The organism is Motiliproteus sp. SC1-56 (genome assembly GCF_017309075.1).
Taxonomy (GTDB): Bacteria; Pseudomonadota; Gammaproteobacteria; order Pseudomonadales; family Balneatricaceae; genus Motiliproteus.
The window spans coordinates 1-24,741 of the sequence record NZ_JAEMGS010000022.1 but is presented as its reverse complement, the minus strand read 5'-3'; the positions used below and the strand labels follow the sequence as shown (position 1 = coordinate 24,741).

Sequence of the window (24,741 nt, the reverse complement as noted above, 5' to 3'; positions counted from 1 at the left end):
AGGGGTGAAAACTGAAACGACTGTGGTAACATTTTGCTCACGGCTGTAGCTGCGTGGAAGTAGGCTCGACACCAACAACCATAAGGCTTTCAGCCGTTTCTGTTTACCCCTTCATGAAAAATGCGGGCTAAGGTGTATTGAAACACCTCAGGGAGACCAGCCTCATAACCACATTTCGGAAGGCCGAACAGTAACTTACTGTTCGGCCTTTTCCGTTTCATTGGTCTGAAAAGGGTGGCTTACGCTACTTTGAACAGGCCTGTCCTCGCTTTTTTGAAACCTGCCTTCCGGCGCCGACCAAGTGCAACACCAGCCCGCCTTGAAAACGACTAGAAAGTCTTCTCATTGACCGGTTGATTCCGCGGCCAAGCGGCTTGATCGCGCCCTTGCTCTTCTTCGGCAGGAATTGTTCCCGATCTTTCCCAGTTGTCAGCATTGATTTGAATCAGTATTAACGCCGAATTTCGGCAAAATTCCCACGAAATACAGGTGTTTGTAAAGGCTGTTGTCCCCGGTCAACGCCTTCCTTAACCGCTTCTGCCTAGAATGGCCCATCGCTTCATCAAATTAGCTGCGGTTGTCAAGTCCCGGCGGTCTTGCGCGGGCGGGGAAGGGGATCTTCGCGATGGACGCTCAATTCGGTTTTCTCATCAGGCGGATCAGCTGTGTGTCCGCTTTGGCGGCGTTGTTGGTCGGTTGTGGCGGTGCTGGCGGTGGTGGCGGAGGCGGCAGCAGCGCCAGCCTGACGGGGGCGGATACCACGGCTGTGGAGCCCAACCGGGTTGTACTGGGCCCCCTGTCGGGGGCGACCGTTCGCGCCTATCACTTGGAGCAGCCGGAGACGGTCATTGAAGGGCCGTTACTGACTTCCCAGAGTCTGACCAGCCTCACCCGTGCCGGTAGTTTTCATCTCGCCCTCGACGGCGTTCCCGACGACGCCTGGATTTTGGTGAAAGCCACGGGCGGACAGGACATCGACGCTAACGATGACGGTGTGCTGGATGCGGCCCCCACCGCCAACACCGGAACGATTCACGCGTTGGCCAAGGCTGCCGACTGGCGTAAGGGGGGGACGAACGTGACCCTGCTCTCGGATATCGCCTGGCTTTATGCCCAGGACGTGGCCGAGGACAGCCAGGCGCTGGAGCAGCGGATGAACAGCGTGGCGGCGAACCTGCTGCGCGAGGATCTGAACAACGACGGGGTGATCAACCGTCGCGATATCGATGCCTTTGCCCCGGTGCAGCACAAGCACAGCACGCAGCAGAACTATGCCGAGATGCTGCCGGACGACGATCCCGAAACTTCCACGTTGGTGGAACTGATCCACGGTAATGCGCCGGATCACGCGAAGAATCAGAAGTTCCGTGAGCAGGTGGATGAAACCAGCTGGCAGAATATCGAGCCCACGGCGCTGGCAGAAGCGGACCAGGCAGTCGAAGAGCAAACGCTGGTGACCCTCGCGGGTAAGGTCGGCGACAGCGACGGCGAAGTGGCTGTCATCGCCTGGTCTCAAACCTCAGGGCCGGCGGTCAGTCTGGCCGCCGCGAACAGCGCTACTGCCTCCTTTATAGCCCCGGTGGTAACCGAGACCCAGATCCTGCGCTTTACCCTGACGGTGACCGATGATGGAGGAGCCGTTGCCAGCGATGAAGCGCAAGTGACGGTCCATCCGGTTAACAGCTTGCCCACGGTTAATGCTGGCGGTGACCTGAGCGTTAATGAATATGCTGCGGTAACGCTGACTGGTGAGGCGTCTGACCCGGACGGCACGATTGTCGATTACGCCTGGAGCCAGACCGGCGGGGAGCCGGTGCAGATGAACGGTGCCGACAGCGCCAGCCTGAGTTTCAGGGCGCCGATGGTCGGCCAGTCACAGCTGCTGAGCTTTGAGTTGACCGTGACCGACAACGAGGGAGCCAGCGCCCGCGACAGCGTGGCGGTGGTGGTGAATCCCTTCAACGCACCGCCCACTGCCAATGCTGGCGCGGATCAAGCGGTGGACGAGCAGACTCCGGTGACTCTGAGTGGCGCGGGTGCAGACAGCGACGGTAGCGTGTTTGGCTATGGCTGGCGTCAGCTGAGCGGGCCTCAGGTAGCGCTTTCCGGCACGGATCAGGCGCAGGCGTCTTTCGTGGCGCCGGTGCTCACCAGCAGTGCGAGCCTGGTGTTTGAGCTGCAAGTCACCGACAACGAGGGGGCGGTTGCCAGCGACAGCGTGCTGGTGACGGTGAACCCGGTCAACGCCGCGCCCACAGCCGACGCCGGTGCCGATCAGGCGGTGGACGAGCAGACTTCCGTGATCCTGAGTGGCGCGGGTAGCGACAGTGACGGTTCCGTTGTGGCCTACGCCTGGCGTCAGCTGAGTGGGCCCGCAGTGACGCTCGAAGGCGTCGACCAGGCGCAGGCATCTTTCGTGGCGCCGGTGCTGACCAGCAGTGAGAGCCTGGTGTTTGAGCTGCAGGTCATCGACAACGAGGGGGCGGTTGCCAGCGACAGCGTGCTGGTGACGGTGAACCCGGTCAACGCCGCGCCCACCGCCGACGCCGGTGCAGATCAGGCGGTGGACGAGCAGACCCCGGTGACCCTGAGTGGTGCGGGTAGCGACAGCGACGGCACCGTGGCGGCCTACGCCTGGCGTCAGCTGAGCGGCCCCGCGGTGACGCTCGAAGGCGTCGACCAGGCGCAGGCGTCTTTTGTGGCGCCGGTGCTCACCAGCAGTGCGAGCCTGGTGTTTGAGCTGCAAGTCACCGACAACGAGGGGGCGGTTGCCAGCGACAGCGTGCTGGTGACGGTGAACCCGGTTAACGCAGCGCCCACCGCCGACGCCGGTGCGGATCTGGCGGTCGAGGAACAGACCACCGTCGCGCTCAATGGTGCGGGTGGTGACAGCGACGGTAGCGTGATTGCCTACGCCTGGCGTCAGCTGAGCGGGCCTGCGGTGACGCTCGAAGGAGCCGACCAGGCGCAGGCGACGTTTGCCGCACCGGCGGTGAGTGTCAGAGAGGTCTTCAGCTTTGAACTTGAGGTGACTGATAACGAGGGGGCGAGTGCGACGGATGGCGTCGTGGTGACCGTCAACCCGCAGGTGCGGGTCACCGTCAGCGGGACCGTCACCGCAGGCCCGGGCCAGTTTGTCGATAGCGACGTGAATGACCCTGTCGCTCCTTACCAGCCCAACGATGTGCCGGCAGAGGCCCAGCCTGTATCGAACCCGGCCACGGTGGGGGGCTTTGCCAGCGCCTTCGGCACCGGCTGGGCCGATGACCGCTTCGGCGCCGTTGGCGATGTCTACGACGCCTACGAGGTGTCGCTGTCGGCTGGTGATAATGTTGTGCTCAGCGTTGCCGACTTTGATCCGCTGGCTCCCGGCCTCAACGACCTGGATCTCTATCTTTACGACGCCTCGAATCCTACGAGTCCGCTTGCTTGGTCGGCTTCGGCTGTCGCCGTTGAGTCGCTGCAGGCACCCTACACCGGTAATTTCCATGTGTTGGTTCACGGCTACTACGGCTTCAGCAACTACACCCTGACGTTGGGGCAGGGCGCGCCTGCCGCCAGTGCAAAGGTTAATAGTTTCTCCGCTTCCGAGGAGAGCTTCCTGCCCAGCGAGCTGATCGTGGAGATGGAAGAGGCGGTCGCCTCCGACCCACGGCTGACCGGGCAGCAGAAGATGCAGGCGGTGCAGCAGCGTCTGAGTGACCTGGGGGTGAGCGCCAAGGCCGGTGGGCCCGGCCGCCCGCTGCTGGTCGATCTGGGGGATGCGCAGAAGCGGCAGCAGACCCTGGCCACTCTGAAGCCCAGGCGCCAGGTCTCCAAGCAGCCAGCCTGGAGCTACGGCGACCAGCAGGAGAAGGTGGAGACCCTGCAGATTCTCAAGTCCCTGCAGATGCAGCCGGATGTGAAATCAGCGAGCCTCAACTACCTGCGCCGGTCTCAGGCGGTGCCCAATGACTCCCTGTACGGCTACCAGTGGCACTATCCGCTGATCAATCTGCCCCAGGCCTGGGAGCTGAGTACCGGCAGCAATGTGGTGGTGGCGGTGGTCGATACCGGGGTCTTTATGGCGCATCCGGATCTGGCGGCCAACCTGACCAATAGCGGGTACGACTTTATCTCCCAGACCTCCATCAGCGTTGATGGAGACGGCATCGATAGCAACCCGGACGACCCCGGCGATAACAGCAACAGCTTCCACGGCACCCACGTGGCCGGCACCGTGGCGGCGGTCTCCAACAACGGGGTGGACGTGGCCGGGGTGGCCTGGAACGCCAAGGTGATGCCCGTGCGGGTGCTGGGCTGGGGCGGCGGTACCGACTACGACGTCCTGCAGGGGGTACGCTATGCGGCCGGCCTGAGCAACGACTCGGGTACGGTGCCGGCAGCGCCGGCCCAGGTGATCAACCTGAGTCTGGGTGGTCCCGGGTACAGCGAGGCCTTCCAGAACAGCATCTACGAGGTGCGCAGCGCCGGCAGCATTGTGATCGCGGCGGCGGGTAACAACGCCACCAGTGCACCCAGCTACCCGGCGGCCTACGACGGCGTGGTGTCGGTGAGTTCGGTGCGTTACGACAAGGCCCTGGCCTACTACTCCAACTTCGGCTCCACCATCGATATTGCGGCGCCGGGTGGTGATATGAGTGTGGACCAGAACGGCGACTATAACGGCGATGGTGTGCTCAGCACGCTGGTGGACAAGAGCTCCGGCACACGCCAGCCCGTCGCAGCTTTCTACCAGGGCACCTCCATGGCTGCGCCGCACGTGGCGGGGGTTGCTGCGCTGATGAAGTCGGTCTACCCGGGGATGACCCCGGCGGAGTTCGACAGCGCCATCAGCAGCGGGGCCATCACCGAGGACCTGGGCTATGACGGTGCCGCCGTGCGCAACGACAGTTACGGCTACGGGCTGATCGACGGACTCAAGGCGGTGCAGTACGCCAGCGAGCTGGCCACCGGCGAGCCGATGCCGCCGCAGCTGGCCGTCGACAGGTCCAGCCTGGACTTCGGGGCCACCGCGACCAGTCAGGTGCTGACGGTGAGCAACGCCGGCGGTGGGGACCTCTACATCACCGACGTGCGTGGGGATGCGAGCTGGCTTAGCGTCAGCGCCGGCAGCGTCGACGCTAACAACCTGGGTACCTACAGCCTGAGCGTGGATCGCACGGGGCTGAGCGACGGCGACTACAGCGCCACGCTGACGATCTCCTCCGACACGGCGGGCAGTCTTGATGTGACGGTCAGCATGCGTGTCACCACCGTGGCGGCCCCGACCCCCGACGTGGGCTACCAGTGGGTGCTGCTGATCGACGCCGACACCCAGGCCACCATCAAGGAGGTGGGGGTGGCCGTCAGTGGCGGGCAGTACAGCTACAGCTTCAGTGACGTGGTGCCCGGGACCTACTACGTGGCGGCAGGCTCCGACTCGGATAACGATTACCGGATCTGCGATCCTGGCGAATCCTGTGGCAGTTACCCCGAGGCCGCCAGCCCCGAGCCCCTGAGTATCACCAGCGATACCAGCGGTCTAGATTTCACCAGCCGCTACGGTGCCGAGCTTGGCCCCATGGCCGTGGAAGAGGGCGTCGATGAGGGCTTTCAGCGCCGGGGCGGGGGGCGCTAGCCAGGGATCGCGCCGGCTCATCCGGGTCGGCGCGAACCCATAACTTTCGCAAGTTCACATCCTTTACAACCCCGCGTCTTTACAAAACCGCAGCCTTCACGAATCGGTCCGCTTCCAGTAACCAGCGGGTAGGGAACCGCATTTCTTTCTTTTTGATTTTAATCAATGGCTTGAGGGGCATAGACATTGCCCTAGATCAATCCCGAAGGGTGATGCTCGATCGCCAGTTGATGTAGAATCAACCGTTAATTCAATGCCCACGGCAGCACCATGAATCAGGCCCGCGCAGGTAAAAAAGCAGCATGAACCGGCATATCGGCTACAAAATTCTTGCCAGCGTGGTGGTCTGCCTGTTGCTGGCCATGGCGGCCATCGCGGTCTATTTCACCCAGGAGCAGGAACGCAGCATCCTGGAGCAGAACCGGCGTGCGCTGCTCAACCTTACTGCGACCACCAGCCAGAGCGTGCAGACCATCATGCTCGCCGGCTACGCCGATATCGCCATTGACCTGGCCCGCAACCTCAAGAAAGTTGAAGGGGTCAGTGATTTCCGCATTCTGCACCGCGAGGGCCACGAGGCCTTTCAGCAGAATGACACCATTGACGTAGTTAACGAGCGCATCGGCGACGAAGAGTTCATTCCCCGGGACGAGGAGCAGCGGGTGGATGTCCTCGATAGGGACCATCCCCAGTTCAAGGCTGCCCTGGCCACCCTGGAAACCCAGAGCTACCGGGAAACCGGCCCCGACGGCGAGCCCTTGCTCACCTTCCTGACCCCGATCAAGAACCAGACCCCCTGCTGGGAGTGCCATGGCTCCGACCACGAGGTGCGGGGGGTGATCAAACTTACCACCTCCCTGGCGCCGGTCCACGCTGAAATCCGCAATACCTGGATCGCGCTGGCCGTGGGCATCAGTCTGGTCACCCTGGTGGTGATCGCGGTCATCGGCTGGCTGGTGCGGCGCATCTCGCTGCCGATTCTCGGTGCGGCCGAGCAGATGCAGGAGATCGCCACCGGCGAGGGCGACCTGACGGTGTCGTTGCCCGAGAAAGGGCAGGACGAGGTGGGGCAGCTGGCCAAGGGGTTCAATACCTTCGTGGGCAAGATCCACGACACTATCGGCGAGGTGGCCAGCTCGGCGGCCTCGCTCAATACCCTGGCGGACCAGGTCCAGTCGATCTCCTCTGACACCCAGGCGGCGGCCGAGCAGCAGCGCCGGCAGATCGAGCGGGCTGTCTCCTCGGTGACGCAGATGGCGGCGACGGTGGAAGAGGTCAACGCCAGTGCCGAGAGTGCCATGGGTGAAGCACGCCGGGTCAACGACATTGCGGAGGCCGGGCGTGTGGACGTGGATCAGACCGTCGCGGCCATTCACCACCTCAAGGACAAGATCGACAGCTCCAACAGCGCCATGGCAAGCTTGGGCGAAGACGTGGAACACATCGGTGCCATCCTCACCATGATCCAGGGGATTGCCGACCAGACCAACCTGCTGGCCCTGAACGCCAGTATCGAGGCGGCCCGGGCCGGCGAGCACGGCCGCGGTTTTGCGGTCGTGGCCGACGAGGTGCGGGACCTGGCCGGACGCACCCGTAAGTCGACGGTGGAGATCCAGGGGCTGATCGAGCGTCTGCAGGCCAACAGCACCACTGCCAACGAGCTGATGGCCCAGTGTCTGGACGAGGCCGATACCAGCATGGCCAAGGCAGACCGTTCCGGGGAATCGCTGGTCAATATCACCGATGCCGCGCGTCAGATCGTCGAAATCAATACCGCCATCGCCTCGGCGATGGCCGAAAACGCCCGGGTGACCGAAGAGATCAACCTGGCGGTCGTCGGCATCAGCGGCGAAGCCGAAGTCACAACCGCCCAGGCCGAATCGGCCTTTGCACGTAGCGCAGAGCTTGCGCGCCTCGTGGACCAGCTGGAGCGGCTGGTCGGCCAGTTCAAACTGGATTCAGCCCGTATTCAGCGGGCCGACGCTATCAATCAGTAAGCCAACCAAGACGTGGAGCAACAACAATGAAGAAGACTCTGACTGCCGTAGCCGGCGCCCTGGTACTTTCCGGGGCCAGCCTGGTTTCCGCCGCCGACTATGTCGAGAACTACAAGGAAATCGTCAAGAACGCCGACTGGGACGGCATGCAGACCGTCACCGTTAACATCGACGAGTTCTCCTACGACGCCAACCTGACCTTCAAGTCCGGCCAGGCGTACAAGCTGGAGCTGAAAAACGTCGGCGAGAAGAAGCACTACTTCACCGCCCCCGAGTTTTTCAAGAACATCGCCACCCGCAAGGCCGAGGTGAACGACCAGGCCGAGATCAAGGCCGACTACTTCACCGCCCTGGAAATTCTGCCCGGCGGCCAGCTGGACCTCTACTTCGTCGCCCACAACAAGGGTGAGTACGAGGTTTACTGCACCATCGACGATCACCGTGACGAAGGCATGGACGACGTCATCGTCGTCGAGTAAGAGGCCCCTATGAAGCGACTGAATGCAAGTCTGCTGGTCGCTGCTGTTGCCTCTACACCCTTGATCGCACCCGCGGCTCTGGCCGAGACGCGGGTTGCGGTCAGCGCGCTTGCAGCAGCGCCTGCCATCGATGGCGATCTCTCCGACTGGGGCGACAACTGGCAGAAGGTCCACATCAAGCCGGCCCTTGCGGACGACGACAAAAACCGCACCGGCGAGCTGGAGGTGGAGTTGCAGGTGGGCGTGGCGGGGGACGAGGTGTTTTTCGCCGCCCGCTGGCCCGACGCCCAGGCGGACCTCAAGTACCGCCCCTGGGAGTGGAACAAGCGACGCAAGAAGTACAGCCGCGGCAAGGACCGTGATGACATGTTCGCGGTGCGCTTTGACATGGCCGGTGACTTCAACACCTGCATGATCGAGGACGCCGATTACGAGGTGGATGTCTGGCTCTGGTCTGCCGGGCGCAGCAACGAGCGCGATTACGCCACCGACATGTGGCACAAGATCACCCTCGATCGCTTGGAGAACGCCGCCGAGTACGAAACCCCCAGCGGCAACACCGTCTACATCCAGAAAGAGGCGGATGCCGGCCTGCCGGGCTTTGAGAACACCCGGGTCAAGCGGACAGATTTCCAGGGCGATGAAGTGCCCGGTATTGAGTTCACCCCCGGACCCCGGGGCAGCATCGGCGACGTCGCGGCCAAGGGCGTCTGGAAGGACGGATACTGGCACCTGGAGCTCAAGCGCAAGCTCGAGACCGGGCACGACGACGATGTCGTGCTGAAGCGCGGCGGAACCAAGAAAGGGCAGATCGCCTTTTTCAACGAGAACTACGCCGAGCACAAGAGCGTCAGCGACGCCCTGGTGTTCGACTTCAGCGGTCTTTGACCGCGACCGCCCGTTCCTCGCGGGCGCCTCTTTTATCATTGGCGCCCGCGTTATTCCTTTGTTAACTTCCTCCCTTTCGGGCCGTTTTCCGGTGCCGTGCGCCGGGCTGCCGGCAGCGCAAGCCTGCGATGCGGCCCGTGAGCGATGTTCAGCGGATTTTTTTAAAAATTGCGACACACCGTGTGCATTATTTTAAAAATCCGTGCAGAATATTGCGCCTTGTAACCTTTGATCACCTCAAAAGCGAGAGATAAAAATGAAAAAAGTATTACTTGCGCTTTCCCTGATGATGTCCGCGGGCCTGGCCTCTGCCAACGATAACGATCTCTGGGAGAAGTCCACCCTGAACCAGATCGTCCAGGAAGATCAGCTGGAGGTTTGTCTGGAAGCGGGCTACATGCCTTTTGAAATGCGTGACAAGAAGGGGCGCATCGTCGGTTTTGACGTCGACCTGGCCAAAGAGATGGCCAAGGCCATGGGTGTCAAGCTGAAGATTCAGAACACCGCTTGGGACGGGATCATTCCGGCCCTGCTGACCGGCAAGTGCGACATCATCATGTCCGGCATGACCGTGACCGCCGAGCGTAACCTCAAGGTCAACTTCGCCGACCCCTACCTCGTCGTCGGCCAGACCATCCTGCTCAACCCCAAGCTGAAAGGTGAGGTGAAGAGTTACCGCGATCTGAACGATCCCAAGTACACCGTGACCGCCAAGCTGGGCACCACCTCTGACTTTGTTGCCAAGAAGTACATGAGCAACGCCAAGCTGAACCTGTTCGAGACCGAGTCCGAGGGGGCGCTGGAAGTCATCAACGGCAACGCGGACGCGTTTGTCTACGACCTGCCGTTCAACGCCATCTACTCCGCCCAGAACAAGGGCAAGGTGGTGCACCTGGGCGACTCCTTCACCTACGAGCCCCTGGGCTGGGCGATCCGCAAGGGCGACCCTGACTTCATGAACTTCCTCAACAACTTCATGGCTCAGATCAAGGGTGACGGCACTTACGAGAAGTACTACGACAAGTGGTTCGCCAGCGATGAGTGGCTGGAGAGCGTGCAGTAACCTTTAACGTCTGAAAACCGAACCGATGGACAAGCAATACAACCGGCTGTTCTGGAACGGGGTATTTATCGTGATCCTGCTGCTGCTGGGCAGCGGGATCTACCTCTCCAGCAAGAGCATCGACTACACCTGGCGCTGGGAACGGATCCCCCAGTATCTGATCAACACCGACCCCACGGAGATCCGCGCCCCCTTTGACGGCACGGTGGTGGTGGAGAACGGTGGCAAGCGGGTGCTGGTGGACCCCGACATGGGCGGGGAACCCTTCGTGGTCGAGCGGTTTGACGTCCTCTCGGTCGGCGACGGTGACATGGTATTCGAGGGCGATGCCGTGGCCGGTATCGAGGACTGGCGCCTGGGACCGATCGCCTGGGGGTTGATCATGACCCTCAAGCTGTCGGTGGTGGCGCTGGTGTTCGCGGTGGTGATCGGCCTCTTTGCCGGCCTGGCGCGGATATCCTCCAACCCGGCCCTGAAGAACCTGGCCATCACCTACGTGGAGCTGATCCGCGGTACGCCGTTGCTGGTGCAGATCTTCATCTTCTACTTCTTTATCGGCACGGTGCTGGAGCTTGACCGCTTCACCGCCGGGGTGGCGGCGCTGTCGGTGTTTACCGGCGCCTATATCGCCGAGATCGTGCGTTCGGGTATCCAGTCCATCGCCCCCGGGCAGATGGAGGCGGCCCGCAGCTTGGGGATGAACTATGTCCAGGCCATGGTCTACGTGATCCTGCCCCAGGCCTTCAAGCGCACGCTGCCGCCCATGGCGGGGCAGTTCATCAACCTGATCAAGGACTCTTCCCTGGTCTCGGTGATCGCCATCACCGACCTGACCAAGGCGGGCCGCGAGGTGGTCAGCTCCACCTTCGCCCCCTTCGAGGTCTGGTTTACGGTGGCGCTGCTCTACCTGGTACTGACCGGGGCGCTGTCGTGGCTGGTACAGAAACTGGAACGGAGGTTGGCAGCCAGTGACTGAACATATTGATCCCAGCATTATCGTCGCCCACGGGGTCGACAAGGTCTATCCCAACGGCTGTCACGCCCTGAAAGAGGTCTCCCTGGAGGTCAACCGGGGTGAGGTGGTGGTGGTCATCGGCCCCAGTGGCTCGGGCAAGTCCACCTTCTTGCGCACCCTGAACCAGCTGGAGACCATCTCCGCCGGGGAAATCCGCATCGACGGGGTCAGCCTGACCGACCGCAAGACGGACATCAACAAGGTGCGCGAAGAGGTGGGCATGGTGTTCCAGGCCTTCAACCTCTTTCCCCACAAGACCGCGCTTGAGAACGTGATGCTTGCGCCGATGAAAGTGCGCAAGCAGTCGCGTAAAGAGGCGGAGGAGAAGGGGCGCGAGCTGCTCTACAAGGTGGGGCTGGCCGACCGGATGCACAGTTATCCGTCGCAGCTCTCCGGTGGTCAGCAGCAGCGGGTGGCTATCGCCCGGGCCTTGGCCATGATGCCCAAGATCATGCTCTTCGACGAGCCCACCAGCGCTCTCGACCCGGAAATGGTCGGAGAGGTGTTGGACGTCATGAAGAGCCTGGCCAACGACGGCATGACCATGGTGGTGGTGACCCACGAGATGGGCTTTGCCCGCGAGGTGGCCGACCGGGTGGTGTTCATGGAAGCCGGGGAACTGGTAACCCAGGACACCCCCGAGGCCTTCTTTGACGGTACCCAGAACACCCGCCTGCAGCGTTTTCTCGGGCAGGTGCTCTAAGCTGTGCACTGGCGCTGCCCCGGCGGGCGGCGCCTCCTTTCCTGTTCTGCACTTTTCTTGCGTTTTCCTTCTCTTGGGCTCGCCCCATACTCTCCCCCCGGATTCTCTGGATGGTTCCGTCCGATACAGGGCTTACCCTACTTTAAAACAACCATTTATTGTGGTTGATGCTGGGTCTTACCCCTAGATGTAGTGGTCGTGCAGGCGAACTAATCTATACTTTATGGTTTTATTTGTTTGGTTTTTTATTCCTTAAAGTATTAAAAAGGCGCTGCGGTTGGTGACCACTTACCCTAGTCTCTGCGTGGTCTTAGGCGGTGGTGAAAAAAGCACCAAGGTGCGGTCAAAAAACTGGCGAGGCGGGCTCAACTACTAGATGTTGTATGCGTCAGGGGGGCACCATACAATATCTGCCAGCTCCGGTAGCGGGCCCTCGATAAGCCTCTAAGGCATTGTTAGTTCAGGATAAATAAGGTTATTTGCAAATGACTGCTTCTCTTAAGGTCGTATCTCAAGAAGAAAAAGAGATTGCTCACCAGCCCGCCTCCCTTGATATCTGGGATTCCAAGTACCGGCTCAAGTCCAAGTCCGGCGAAGTGCTCGACCAGAACATGGATGCCACCTTCCAGCGGGTGGCTAAAGCCCTCTCCGAAGTGGAGACCAGCAAGAAGAAGCGCGAAGAGTGGCAGGAGAAGTTTCTCTGGGCCCTGCGTCGCGGTGCCGTGCCAGCCGGACGTGTGATGTCCAACGCCGGTGCCCTGGCCCACAAACCCGCCACCTCCACCATTAACTGTACGGTGTCGGGTACCATTTTCGACTCCATGGACGACATCCTGAGCAAAAACCTGGAAGCGGGCCTGACCCTCAAAGCCGGCTGCGGTATCGGCTACGAGTTCTCCACCCTGCGGCCCAAGAACGCCTACGTCTCCGGTGCCGGCGCCTACACTTCCGGCCCGCTGTCGTTCATGGATATCTTCGACAAGATGTGTTTCACCGTCTCCTCCGCCGGCGGCCGCCGCGGCGCCCAGATGGCCACCTTCGACGTGGGCCACCCGGATGTGATGGACTTTATCCGCGCCAAGCGCGAGGACGGCCGCCTGCGCCAGTTCAACCTTTCACTGCTGATCACCGACGAGTTCATGCAGGCGGTGAAGCAGGACGCCGACTGGCAGCTGGGCTTCCCCATGACCGAGAAGGAAGTGAAGCGCGATGGGATCGACCTGACCGATACCGGCCTGGTGGCCTGGCGCGAGTGGCCCACCAAGGAGGGCTACGTCACCAACGAGCAGGGGCTGGTGGCGTGCCGCATCACCAAGACCATCCGTGCCCGCCAGCTGTGGAACGTCATCATGACCTCCACCTACGATTTTGCCGAGCCCGGCTTTATCCTGATCGACAAGGTCAACGAGCAGAACAACAACTGGTTCTGCGAAAACATCCGCGCCACCAACCCCTGCGGCGAGCAGCCCCTGCCGCCCTACGGCAGCTGCCTGCTGGGCTCGGTGAACCTGACCCGCTTCGTGCTCGATCCTTTCACTGACGAGGCCCGCTTCGACTGGGACGGCTTCCGCAAGACCGTGGCCATCTTTACCCGCATGCTGGACAACGTGGTGGAGATCAACGGCCTGCCGCTACCCCAGCAGCGTGAGGAGATCATGACCAAGCGCCGTCACGGCATGGGTTACCTGGGCCTGGGCTCCACCCTCACCATGCTGCGCATGCAGTACGGCGACGACGCCTCCGTGGCCTTCACCGAGCAGGTGACCAAGGAACTGGCCCTGACCGGCTGGCGCACCGGCCTGGAGCTGGCCGAGGAGAAGGGCGCCGCCCCGATCATGGAGCAGGAGTTCGAAGTCACCGGCGAGATGTTGCGCAAGCGCCCCGAGATGGCCGAGGACGGCTACAAGGTGGGCGACAAGGTGCCGGGCAAGGTGCTGCACGCCAAGTACAGCCGCTACATGCAGAAAGTGGCCCAGGAAGATCCTCAACTGGTCGCCGAACTGGCCGAGAAGGGCTGTCGCTTCACCCACCACAGCTCCATCGCGCCCACCGGTACCATCTCCCTGTCGGTCGGCAACAACGCCAGTAACGGCATTGAGCCCAGCTTTGCCCACCACTACGCCCGTAACATCATCCGTGAGGGCAAGAAGACCAAGGAGAAAGTCGACGTCTTCTCCTACGAGCTGCTGGCCTACCGCGAGCTGGTCAACCCCAAGGCGATGCCCTACAGCGACAACGCCGAGGAGCAGCTGCCGGAGTACTTCATCACTGCCGACGACATCAAGCCCAAGGCCCACGTGGACATCCAGGCCGCGGCCCAGAAGTGGATCGACTCCTCCATTTCCAAGACCGCCAACGTGCCCACGGACTTCCCGTACGATGACTTCAAGGACATCTACCTCTACGCCTACGACCAGGGGCTGAAGGGCTGCACCACCTTCCGCTTCAATCCCGAAGCCTTCCAGGGCGTACTCGTCAAGGAGAAGGACCTGGAGAACACCACCTACCAGTTCACCCTGGAGGACGGCAGCGTGGTCGAGTTCAAGGGCAACGAGGAGGTGGAGTACGACGGTGAGGTTCACCACGCGGCCAACCTCTTTGATGCGCTCAAGGAAGGCTACTACGGCAAGTTCTAAGGCGGATCAGCGACAGGATTTAGGAAACACGACATGACTATCAAGATCGAAAAGAAAATCACCGGCTTCAAGGTGATCTCCGCCGAGGAGAAGGCGAAGCAGCAAGCGCAGGCGGTCGAGGAGGCCAAGAACGCTCTCGAGCGGGTCCACGAGGATATGGAGCGCCCGGAGTTCCTGATGGGCTCCACCTACAAGATCAAAACCCCGATGTCCGAGCACGCGCTCTACATCACCATTAACGACATCGTCCTCAACCTGGGCACCGAGCACGAGCAGCGTCACCCCTATGAGATCTTCATCAACTCCAAGAACATGGATCATTTCCAGTGGGTGGTGGCGCTGACCCGGGTTATCTCCGCGGTGTTCCGTAAGGGCGGCGACATCACCTTCATGGTGGAAGAGCTCAAGGCGGTGTTTGATCCCAAGGGCGGTTACTTCAAGAAGGGGGGCAAGTTCATGCCCTCCCTGGTGGCCGAGATCGGTGAAGCGATCGAGACCCACATGAAGATGATCGGCCTGCTCGAGTCCGAGGGCCTCGACGAGCACCAGCAGAAGCTGATCGCCGAGAAGCGCGCCCAGTACGACGCTGCCAAGAACGGTGGCAAGAGCGCCAATGACGCCAAGTCCGGCGACTTCCCGCCCGATGCGCAGCTGTGCGGCAAGTGCAACGTCAAGGCCGCCATCCTGATGGATGGCTGCTACACCTGCCTGAACTGCGGCGACAGCAAGTGCGGGTAAGTAACCGCTGAGGCTTCGCAAGCGCAGCTGTTGTGGTTTTGCGCATAAGCTGTCCTCGAGAGGACGTAGATTCAAAGGCTTATAAAGACTTTTTGCAGATAAAGTGCTTGCGATTGTTTTTAAAGGTCTTTTTTTGAACAAAAAAACAGACAGGTATCGTGACTCTGCTTTTTTGCGCATAAGCAGTCCGATACTCTCAAAGCCGAAGCATTGCTTCGGCTTTTTTCATTTGAAATGGAGCGAAATTAGCAATCGGATGCGCGCACTAAGTAAGAGCTGTGATGATTGGCTACTTGAACGCTAAGTGTATGATTAGACGATAGATATGCATCTGTAAGAATGTTCCTATAAATCAGCCGGTTGTGTTAACGTACATTATCTATAGCTGAACACGCGCGAATACATGATGTTGCGCTATTGAGCAGCGATCTAACCCGCATCTGATTCATGCGCGCACCCAGGGCTCGCCCGTAAATTACTGGCGGCTCGAGTCCGTCGGTTTTCCCGCGGAGGCGCTGGCCGCATTCGACCTGGCCAGTTTGCTCAAGCTAGTGAAAAAACTGGCCCATCAGGTGCACGAGTCGCCGCTGACCGCGGAGGAGCCCCATTGGCACGCGATCCAAGTGGCGTCCCAGGCGCTGGCCAATTGGCCTCGTGGCTTTCACGATTACTTGGATGTCGTGGAAAGTCAGCGCACTGCCGTTCCGTGCTTGCTTGGCTTGCGGGCTCAGAATGCGCAGGTGTATACCTCGCTGTCGAAGGGCGACTTTCCCCAGGGCAGTATCGATTTCTTGCTTAAGGAGATCTGTGCCTGGGGTGGGGGACGATCGCCAGCACGACTGCACCCACGCCAGCGCCAGCAATTGGATGCCCCACCGAAATACCTGGGCGTGACCGAGGCGGCGAAACAGATCGGTGTTCAGGTGCCGACCGTCAAGTCGCTTATCAGGCTGGGGATTGTGGCGGGCCAGCAGGCACCCGACGGTCGTACCTGGTTGATCGATGCCAGCGGTGGGCTGCCGAAAAAGGAGGCGCACTGTGACAGCCTGAGTGCGCGAGAGGCCGCTGCGTGGTTGGGCTTGCCTCAGTCGGTGCTGGAAGCGCTGCGCCGCCAACGTGTCTATCAAACCTGGCTGATCCCCGCGCGCTCGTCGTCGTTCAGCGTGCGTGATCTGGTAAGCTTTCGCGACCGATTGAAGGACCGCATTAGGCCCATTGGTGAGGCGCCGAGCGGTGCCCGGTCGCTTAAGCTGGTGATGCGCGGTAAGCACGGCGATCCGTCAGTTCGAGCCGCCGTGGTCGGGGCGGTCCTCTCCGGTGAGCTGGTTGCCTACGGTGTTCCGGCGGCGCCCGTGAATCAGATGGTTGTGGCGAGCGATGCGGTGACTGCGCTGATCGAAACCCATAAATGCGGGCGCGAACGGCTGACCGAGCATGATGCGGCGAAGATGATCGGGTGTGACGTGCTGGTAGTGAAAGAACTGGTCGAGCGAGGGTATCTGGGGGTGCCTGAACAGACAGGCAGGCGATCCATTACCCGGCAGGCGGTGCAACGGTTTCGTGAGTCTTATACACCGTTGGCTGTATTGGCCCGGCATGCCCGCACCAGTTCTCAAAAGCTGAAAACGTACTGCGAGGATTACGCTATCCCGTTGTTTGTGGTTCCTCGGCGCGGGCGCGACAGCGCACAACCTTTTATCACCACTGCGCACATCATGTGGCTGGAGCCGCTAATTGGGGTGCCTCTCCTTCGTGCCTGGCTCGAAACGTTGACCGAGCCGCCTGGCGCGCCGTTAGCGCTGGCAGCGTAGCCGGCGGTGTGTGATGTGCGCGTAATAGGCGGCTATGTTTAAAACACCCCGCTCCTTAGCTGGATGGGAGCCAGAGTGGAGTACGTGGGCGCCAAACTAGCACAAAGTGGCTCCGTTGGTTATTTAAGGGCTGGCTTCAGATCAAGACCCGCTCACGGATCATTTGCTTGAAGGAGTTCGTTTCGCGGCAAGGTCGGCGGCTTTGGTGACAATGCGGCGACGCAAACTAACGAAAAATGCGATGTAGGGTTACGAGGGGATTTTAAGTAGCGATCTGCTGCCCTGTCAGCTTCGCCTGGAAGAGCACGGGTTCTAGGTCTCCTTGTCGTATCAGGTCAATCACCGTTTGTTCTTCGCATAAATTTCCCTTCCTATCTCCGAATTGCACCGTGCTGAACAAGAATTGGACGCGGGATATCGGATCTAGATGACGCAGGGCCTGCCCCACCTCGGCGATACCCGGGAGGACCGAGCCGCGCTCGAACTGGATGTTCGGGTAGTGCCACTCTGCGTTCTGTTGGAACGCGAACAACGGGACTTGCTCGCGTAGCTCATCCAGCGATTCGAGAGAGCATCCCAGCAAATCTGCCGTTTCAGCGGCCGACAGCGCTCCGCCGTGATTTTCAAGCAGCGTACGAAAGCGCTCCTCTCCTTTGCGCTTCATCCGTTCCAGACGATCCGCCCAACTTTCATCAATCATGACGTGCTCCTTGTTGGTCGTTTGATGCGGTCTGCAATGGCATATCCGGGCCCGAGGATGGGGCTGCGCGTTTCGAATGCGAACTCGCTCGGGTGTTGTCGGCTACGCGTGGGCACCGCTCTAGCACTATTTTCGCCGTCTATGAGGCGTCGAGCAAATGGGCGTGATTGACAGCGCCTTGGCGCGGCGGTGCTGTGCTTCCCTTGCGGCATCATCCGCGAGTCGAGCGGTGCGCGTAATAGGCGGTTATGTTCAAAACACCCCACCGTTTCTCAGGGCGATGGAGACCAGGGCGAACAGAGTGGGCGCCACATCCCCACCCCGTGGCTGACCCATACTGGGGGAAGCGGATGCAAACCCAACCGGCCCCCCAGGAGCGCGCCATGAAACGGCTCAACGAAGACACCCTCGAGATGTTGATCGCCGCCCACGCCATCCGCGAGTTTTTAATCGTGCGCGGCGACGGCGGCTATGTCATCCAAGCCAAGATGGGCACCGAAACCTTCCAGCTTCGCTCGCGTCGCGAAGCGGTGCGTCGGTTCCGTAAACTCGATACCGCCGCGGCGTACCTGCGCACCCGTGGCGCGCTGCAGGTCACCTTGGATCTGGCCTAGCGATCCGGCCGCGTCACTACCGTTTACACATCCCAACGTTGATCGGAGGATGCTCGATGAACCAACCCCCGCTGTTCACACGGCAAGCCCTGTATGACGCGGTCTGGGCAACCCCGCGCACTCGACTCGCCGCACGCTGGGGCCTCTCCACGGCTCAATTGACCCACCTGTGTCGTACTCAGGACATCCCCTTACCCAAGGCCGGGCACTGGAGTCAGGTTACCCATGGCACTGCGGTGGAGCCTCCGGTCTTATCCGGTAACCAAGAGGCACGGGTTGAGCTACCCACGCCAACCCGTGGTCGCGGGGCTAAGGCGGCACCGAGCGACCCGGCAGTGCCGGCTTCCTCAACGAGAAAGCCCCGCAAACCACGCCCGATGCGGGTGGAGGCGATCAGCGAGGCCTTACCCCTAATCCGTCGCGCCTATCGCTCCTATGCGTCTCCCAAGTGTCCGCGCCATGATCGGCATCGTTATCTTACGCCGGCGGTGGAGGGCATCCCGGTGGTGCATGTATTTCCGGCAACGTTGAAGCGCGCACTGCTGCTGTTCGATCAGCTGTTGCGGGCGTTCAACGTCCGCAAGTGGCAGCTGCGGGTTGGCCCGGGTGACGATCCGCGCAAGGTCACCAACTGGGCCCAGATCGGTGATCGGGAGGTGGCGTTCGTGATACGCGAACATCTGACGCCCATCCAAATCCCTTCCTCGTTTTCGTTTCGAGAGACTGAGCGCTCCTACCAGGGGGCAGGGTGGCTGAAGGTGAAGATCGGCAATCGCTGGCAGGCTGAGTTTCGGGAAGGTAAACGGCTCACGCTCGACGATCAGATCGCGGAGATGCTGCGAAAATTTGAGCAGGAAGTGGAAAGCGAAATTGCGGCGGAGGAAGCTGAGCGGCAGCGAATCATTCGGGAAGATCAGCGCTACCAGTTACGAGGCCTGGTTCGAGACGCTGTTCAACAGCAGGAAGCGTGCGAAGCCAACTTAGAAGACTTGATGGCACGGCACCGGCAGGCTGAGAGGTTGCGAACCTTTTCAGACAAAGCACGGGCAGCCTTTGCGGCTTCGGGTGTCATCTCCCAGGCACAGACCGACTGGCTAAGTTGGATCGCGCGCAAGATCGAAATGCTGGACCCGTTGCAGCGACCAGAAAACATCAATCTTACCCGCCCGATTGGTGTGATGGCCCATATTAATCGGCAGCGACTTAAGCAGGGTGAACGCTATGCATTTCTGGACGACTTGGAACTGGATAGGGAGGTGGAAAAGGCTCTGCAAAGGTTACTGCTTGAAAGAGGTGCTCTTGGTTCTGAACGATTTACGGCCAGCCGCTCACTAGGATCGATAGCCGGCTTATCAAGGCTATGATGTCGACGAATGATTACAAATGGCTTTCGATTTCAGTGTGTTATCAGGCTATTATCAAGGGGTGGCGCTCGATTTCGAATGAGGGGCGTCCGGCTGAATTGAGGAGTACAGGGACGTATGCTGAAACTGATCAAGCGCTGGCGCGCACGCCATGATCAGCCCTCTTTCAATATCGAGCAGCGGGTCGGCACGTACCTGTTGACGCTGCCGCGCTGTACCCGCCATGTGGTGGTGGCCAGTCCTCGTTATAAAGACTCGCACTACCGTGGCGAAGTATGGGCTGATGCGGCCCAGATCCTGCCGTGGGTAGAGAAGCACGCTAATAACGTATGGAGCGTGTGTGGCGAAACCCAAGCCGCTCGTCTGACGCTGCCACTATGGCTGCGTGGAGCTGACCTCGACAATCCCCAGCCGTCTTATTTACCTTCGTTTTTTGTCAAGGTTCTGGAAGATTATGTGTTGGATTTGGTGCATCACGGCTGGGTGACATTTTGGTGCCCGGAGTGCGCGGTACATCATCGCTACATTTGTCTTGATCGACGAGACCAAAAGTCCATAGGTGATTGGCGGTTCTGGACGTCGGAATAGCAATGCCCCGAAGGGCATCAGCTGTATTACGAGGAGCATGAAATGCGCCTGTTTATCTCACGCTAAGCGTTGTACGAAATAGTAATGAGTCAAGATGTGAAATAGAGCGTGCTAAGTCATGGGTTGCAGCCAAGGAGGGAAGGATGGCGACAGGCGGTATAGCGAAAAGTTTGTTGAATCTCGGCCTGATGCCGGAACTCAGTCAAGATCTGGACGTCCTGCTGAATTGGTTGCATGAGCAGGAGCTAACGGCCCAGGGAGGCTGTATGGACGTAGTACCCGGCTCGCTGAATGCTGAAAAAGCTGAGTGCTATTCCGGTGAGCGTGTCGCGATCGCACAGGCAACCGGCCGACAATCGGTGCAGCGCTTGAAACAACGTGAACTTAAAGCGCTGAAAGAGCGCTTTAAGAACACGCAACCCAGCGGAGTGACCGAAGAGGCAGTGTGGGGGGCCGTTCAAGACCCCCGCACGGCGGTGCGGGTGTTGGATTGGAACAAGTTACCGGCCGATGCCATGGCGTTTTATCGGCCTTTTCACTACCCGCCCTTCGATCAGTGGGGTATCTATCTGTTGATAGGACCCCTACTGAGTTATCACCGACGCCTGGTCGAACTCAGTGGCAAGCAGCGTTTGTACTCACCTGAAGTGCTGATGCATTTGGTGCTGTTCGAAGTATTTAACCACGAGTTTTTTCATCATTTGGTAGAGTCGACGGCAACCACACTGGAGGTGTTAGGGGCAGCACGCGGAGATAAGATACCCCTTTACCTCAACTACCGGCAGTGGGCGCGTGGAGAGCAGAACACCTATCCTCATGCGCCTTTGGAAGAAGCATTGGCTAACGCCTACGCCTATAACTCGCTGAGCTTCATCAGCCGAATTAAAGCAGGTTATCGGACTGCTGCGATCAAGACCTACCAGGCAGCGATACGTAAGCATTGGCACCTCGAGCCGAAGGGATATCGTGACGCGGAGTACTATATCGATGGAGCCTATGTACCCGGCGGGGCTCATCTCTTGGCGCAGCTGCTGGGGCGGCCAGCTTCCACTGTTAATGAAACCCCGTTAAGTTGTATCGCCAAAACCGTGATGCCGAATGGCTTCACCGCCATGATGGCAAAACCTGATATCCCGACGTATCTGGTCGGCAACTCAGAGGAGCTGATGCTCTTTAATAAGCTGATACCTGCTCCTAATGAGGCGTACACGCAGCTTTTTTGGCCCTACAATACTGAAAAATTTGATCGGTATGTACAGGAGAAGAAAGAGGAAGAGAAAAAATCGAAATTGCTTGCTAAACAGCGAATTAGCTCGAAACAGGGGGTGTTTCCATGGTGAATCGCCACCCGACTCCAGTCAGAATTGCTTGATAAGGCCTGAGAGAAGCTCGGCTTGTTTGTTGCGCTGCTATCTCGGTTCTTTGCTCCAAGCGTAATAGCCGCTGGGATGCAGATCCAGCAGTGAGCACAGCCTGCGAACAGGCCAGTCCTAGTGATTATCGCGGATGAAGGTGCACCTCAGTCGGACTGGCTGGCGAAGTACACCGCGGCTCTTTCTTGAGGCGTTTGATCTCTGCCTGTTCATCCGACTTGGCGTGGTGCTCCGCAGAATCGGGCCCGTACTTCTTGATCCAGCATACAAGGCTGTGAGTGGCGATTCAGGGGGGCACACTTCATCGATCCAAGCATATCAATTTCTAATCCACCCCCTAAGCTGTTCAGAGGCAGTGCTGTTTATAAGATCTGCCAATCCTTCACATTCGTTAAGTCCTTTCAAAACAGCAGCCTGCCAATGATTTTTGCCCCAAGATGCCGGTATTGATTGATATTTAGCCATAAGCTCATCCTCAAGTTGAAGTGCAGAAATTCCTCCAGGGTATCTCAATGAAAACTCTTTTATTATAGATGAGATATAAGATCCAGATTCCTTTATATACAAATCCCTTAGTTCAAAAGCCAAAAAGTGCCTTTCCAATAATTCGGCACAATCGCTTGAGTCGTAATTGTTTATATAGAAATCAGCATTGGGTATATGATCTTCATCAATATTTATTCTACATACCAAGCGACAGTCTTCGGGGAGCTTGTCAAAATATGTATGAATTACCTCCTTTACATTTTCAACCAATCCGTCTGATTTTTTCTGGTTGCACTTGTTACATACCCATATAAGATTTGGCGAATAAACAGAAAACTCAGGAAATTTTGACTTTGGAAGGTAGTGATCCCATGTTTCCGGCTCTCTCATTAGGCAATACGGGCATTTTGATAGATATATTTTGTCTTGATTCTCTAAAGATTTTATTAGATCATGTTTAATTCTATTAAGTTCGCTTGTTTCTCCATCATAGCAATGCTCTAGGGCATCTTTTTCTGGATTTGAAAAAAGCTCCCTCCCGATTTCGTGAAGAAACTTTCTTCTGGTGACAAAAGCTACAATTCTATTATTAACTCTATCAATCAAACTTTCCAATATTCGCTTTCTAGGCTGGCTCTTTGATTTGAAAACTTTATGAACACGCTTTGATGGCGCTGCCACATCATGTTTTTGGTTGATCATTAAGAGTTCCTCGCTTTTGAGCGAAGATATATCCTAGCGTTCATTCCTAGTTGGCCATCAAATATTTCTTCTACAGATACAGGGTTGTTAGAATTTTCTTGAAGCAGTCTGTCAATGACTTGTTCGTAGTCTCTGTCACTTTCTGTGGTTTGAAACAGGTTTCTAGATATATCGCTGAGGTTTTCACCAAAGCACTCTATATGGGGGGCTTGCACCACTGGTTTATTATCTATCCTCTTCAAAATTTGAACGTACCTTGAGGGTACCTGCTGAACTATTATCGGAGAATGGGTAGCAACAACGGCAAAGGAATCATACTCATCAAGGATATCCAATATGGCCATGTAAAGTGTGGTCATAAGTTTTGGATGCAAGTGAGTCTCGGGCTCATCCAACAAAATAAGAGATTGTGGCGCTATCTTATCAACAATGTGCATTAAAATATTGGTTACTATTTTTTGTCCCGCACTTAGGCCTTTGTAGTAATCTATATCCTCATGGTCATCGAAGTCTTCAAAACCTGTAAGGGAGGATAAATGTTTTATTGCCAGCTCTCTCTTTTCACTTTTCATAGAGTTTGAAAGCTTGCTGATGTTGATAGCTAGCTCATCTTCTGAAAAGAAACCGCCTTCAGAATTACGTAACCCACAATAGCTATAATTAAAGTCTTTTGATTGTTTTATATTGGGTAATTCAAAACTGTCAAACGCATTGAAAGAAACTGCGACTACATTGTAGAGAGACGGCCTTGGGACAACCTTGCCTGAGTCCATAAGGCGCTTTAGACTGGATTTTTCTTTATCGTTTTCATCTTGTGCAAATCGACTCAACAAAATGGCTAGCTTTGCCATAGTTTGTGTTTTTCCAACGCCATTTGAGCCAACTAGTAGATTTACCCTGTGTGGAAGCCCTTTGAACGGGTTGAAGTCAAATTTCAAAGTATGTTTTTTTTCTTCTGATAAAGGTATTTCTGCGACAAAGCTTATTTCTCTTGTTGCTTTTTTTCCGAACAGAGACCCTCCTTTGTCGAGAGCCTCCTTTGATTCGCTAAACCTAAGCAAAGAGGCGTTGAAGCAGGGGTCATCATAGAAGCGGTCTTTTATTGATTCATCATACGATGCGTCACATAAGGCGGTTAGTAATTCGACAGCTATATTTGCACCAATGCTCTTTAGGTCTTTGTAATATTCTAAATTAACCCCCAAAGAGCAATAGTCTGATTCTAACAAGCTTAGACTTTCAAATTTTATAATGTCTGCTGCAAATGTTTTTTCGTTTTCCTTTTGTCCCAGCCTCATTATCTTTACATCGCCGAGAGGGACCGGATCATCAGAATCTGGCATATAGACAAAAGCTTGGAATAGAGTGTAATAACTATAGTCGTTCCAGTTGTCTTTCCGGAGAACAACATAAGGTTTCGGGAGATTAACGGATTCTCCCCCTGTTCTATCTCTAATAACGAAAAACATATTCTATATTTCCGGTATAATGTGCTAATGATTTAGCATCACTGAAATTATAACCGCGAAAACGTCACGACTATTCTGCTTGGAGGTTTAATGCATTGGTTGTAGCTGTCTTGTTTATCCAGAAATTGTTTCGCGGTAGTTGATATTATTTGATTTTAAAAGATGTTTGTTTAGTAGGTTTTCTCGAAACTATCTCATGAATCGTCACCAGTACTCTAGACACACTCCAGCCGTTGCTCGTACTGCTGCTCATACTCTAAAGGCGACAGTTTATCATTAAAACTGATGGCTATTCAGGCCGGTTTTGCCACTAAAAGCTATGGATTCGATATCTTGATAAGCATGAGGGGTTTCGCGTGAACAACTAGGGAACCTACGATTAAGTCCCATCTCCTGAGCTACTCCGCTGCTCAAGCCGCATTTGCGGCGTAATAACCCGGTTTTTGATCATTTCACACCGCCTGCATGCCCGTTTTCCGGCAAGCAGACGGAGCT

General features: G+C 57.7%; 17 protein-coding genes and 1 pseudogene. 14 read left to right on the top strand and 4 right to left on the bottom strand.

What is annotated here, in order from left to right; translation table 11 throughout:
* The first annotated feature begins 625 nt into the window (after positions 1–625).
* The 10 genes from JGZ97_RS17590 (at position 626) to JGZ97_RS17545 (ending at position 16,950) form a co-directional block, all read left to right on the top strand.
* Positions 626–5,620: a S8 family serine peptidase gene (locus JGZ97_RS17590; protein WP_207064015.1), complete on the top strand. Its 4,995-nt coding sequence runs from the start codon at positions 626–628 to the stop codon at positions 5,618–5,620.
* Between the two features lie 302 nt (positions 5,621–5,922).
* A complete protein-coding gene (locus JGZ97_RS17585) occupies positions 5,923–7,617 on the top strand; it encodes a methyl-accepting chemotaxis protein (RefSeq protein WP_207064014.1) in 1,695 nt (564 codons plus the stop codon).
* 26 nt (positions 7,618–7,643) lie between these two features.
* Entirely contained in the window at positions 7,644–8,096 is a 453-nt protein-coding gene (locus tag JGZ97_RS17580; RefSeq protein ID WP_207064013.1) for a hypothetical protein, read from the top strand.
* A 9-nt stretch (positions 8,097–8,105) separates the two neighbouring features.
* Positions 8,106–8,984, top strand: a complete 879-nt coding sequence (locus JGZ97_RS17575; RefSeq protein WP_207064012.1) for an ethylbenzene dehydrogenase-related protein — start codon at positions 8,106–8,108, stop codon at positions 8,982–8,984.
* 256 nt (positions 8,985–9,240) lie between these two features.
* Complete coding sequence (locus tag JGZ97_RS17570; protein WP_207064011.1) at positions 9,241–10,047, top strand: transporter substrate-binding domain-containing protein; 807 nt, start codon at positions 9,241–9,243, stop codon at positions 10,045–10,047.
* A gap of 25 nt (positions 10,048–10,072) precedes the next feature.
* Positions 10,073–11,023, top strand: coding sequence for an amino acid ABC transporter permease (locus JGZ97_RS17565; protein WP_207064010.1), 951 nt, complete (start codon positions 10,073–10,075; stop codon positions 11,021–11,023).
* A 16-nt stretch (positions 11,024–11,039) separates the two neighbouring features.
* Entirely contained in the window at positions 11,040–11,765 is a 726-nt protein-coding gene (locus JGZ97_RS17560) for an amino acid ABC transporter ATP-binding protein (protein WP_370584094.1), read from the top strand.
* Between the two features lie 485 nt (positions 11,766–12,250).
* Complete coding sequence (locus JGZ97_RS17555) at positions 12,251–14,401, top strand: adenosylcobalamin-dependent ribonucleoside-diphosphate reductase (protein WP_207064009.1); 2,151 nt, start codon at positions 12,251–12,253, stop codon at positions 14,399–14,401.
* Between the two features lie 33 nt (positions 14,402–14,434).
* Positions 14,435–15,139: an NrdJb gene (locus JGZ97_RS17550; RefSeq protein ID WP_207064008.1), complete on the top strand. Its 705-nt coding sequence runs from the start codon at positions 14,435–14,437 to the stop codon at positions 15,137–15,139.
* A gap of 551 nt (positions 15,140–15,690) precedes the next feature.
* Complete coding sequence (locus JGZ97_RS17545; protein ID WP_207064007.1) at positions 15,691–16,950, top strand: hypothetical protein; 1,260 nt, start codon at positions 15,691–15,693, stop codon at positions 16,948–16,950.
* A gap of 262 nt (positions 16,951–17,212) precedes the next feature.
* On the opposite strand, the gene JGZ97_RS17540 is transcribed toward JGZ97_RS17545, so the two are convergent.
* Positions 17,213–17,650 carry a hypothetical protein gene (locus JGZ97_RS17540; protein WP_207064006.1) on the bottom strand — a complete coding sequence of 146 codons (438 nt, stop codon included), beginning with the start codon at positions 17,648–17,650 and terminating at the stop codon, positions 17,213–17,215.
* Positions 17,651–18,000: 350 nt separating this feature from the next.
* Here JGZ97_RS17540 and JGZ97_RS17535 point away from each other — a divergent pair, with 350 nt between their 5' ends.
* The 4 genes from JGZ97_RS17535 to JGZ97_RS17520 all read left to right on the top strand — a co-directional run bounded on the left by JGZ97_RS17535 (position 18,001) and on the right by JGZ97_RS17520 (position 21,556).
* Positions 18,001–18,264: a hypothetical protein gene (locus tag JGZ97_RS17535; RefSeq protein ID WP_207064005.1), complete on the top strand. Its 264-nt coding sequence runs from the start codon at positions 18,001–18,003 to the stop codon at positions 18,262–18,264.
* A gap of 56 nt (positions 18,265–18,320) precedes the next feature.
* Positions 18,321–19,628 carry a hypothetical protein gene (locus JGZ97_RS17530; protein WP_207064004.1) on the top strand — a complete coding sequence of 436 codons (1,308 nt, stop codon included), beginning with the start codon at positions 18,321–18,323 and terminating at the stop codon, positions 19,626–19,628.
* Positions 19,629–19,745: 117 nt separating this feature from the next.
* Positions 19,746–20,216, top strand: a complete 471-nt coding sequence (locus tag JGZ97_RS17525; RefSeq protein ID WP_207064003.1) for a hypothetical protein — start codon at positions 19,746–19,748, stop codon at positions 20,214–20,216.
* A 143-nt stretch (positions 20,217–20,359) separates the two neighbouring features.
* Entirely contained in the window at positions 20,360–21,556 is a 1,197-nt protein-coding gene (locus JGZ97_RS17520) for a hypothetical protein (RefSeq protein WP_207064002.1), read from the top strand.
* Positions 21,557–21,577: 21 nt separating this feature from the next.
* Here JGZ97_RS17520 and JGZ97_RS18290 read toward each other — a convergent pair.
* The 3 genes and pseudogenes from JGZ97_RS18290 to JGZ97_RS17510 all read right to left on the bottom strand — a co-directional run.
* A pseudogene (locus tag JGZ97_RS18290) lies at positions 21,578–21,875 on the bottom strand (IS3 family transposase); the annotation flags it as partial.
* Between the two features lie 32 nt (positions 21,876–21,907).
* Complete coding sequence (locus JGZ97_RS17515; RefSeq protein ID WP_207064001.1) at positions 21,908–22,777, bottom strand: HNH endonuclease; 870 nt, start codon at positions 22,775–22,777, stop codon at positions 21,908–21,910.
* Positions 22,777–24,246 carry an AAA family ATPase gene (locus JGZ97_RS17510; RefSeq protein WP_207064000.1) on the bottom strand — a complete coding sequence of 490 codons (1,470 nt, stop codon included), beginning with the start codon at positions 24,244–24,246 and terminating at the stop codon, positions 22,777–22,779. The genes JGZ97_RS17515 and JGZ97_RS17510 overlap by 1 nt, the downstream gene beginning before the upstream one ends.
* Between the last annotated feature and the right edge of the window lie 495 nt (positions 24,247–24,741).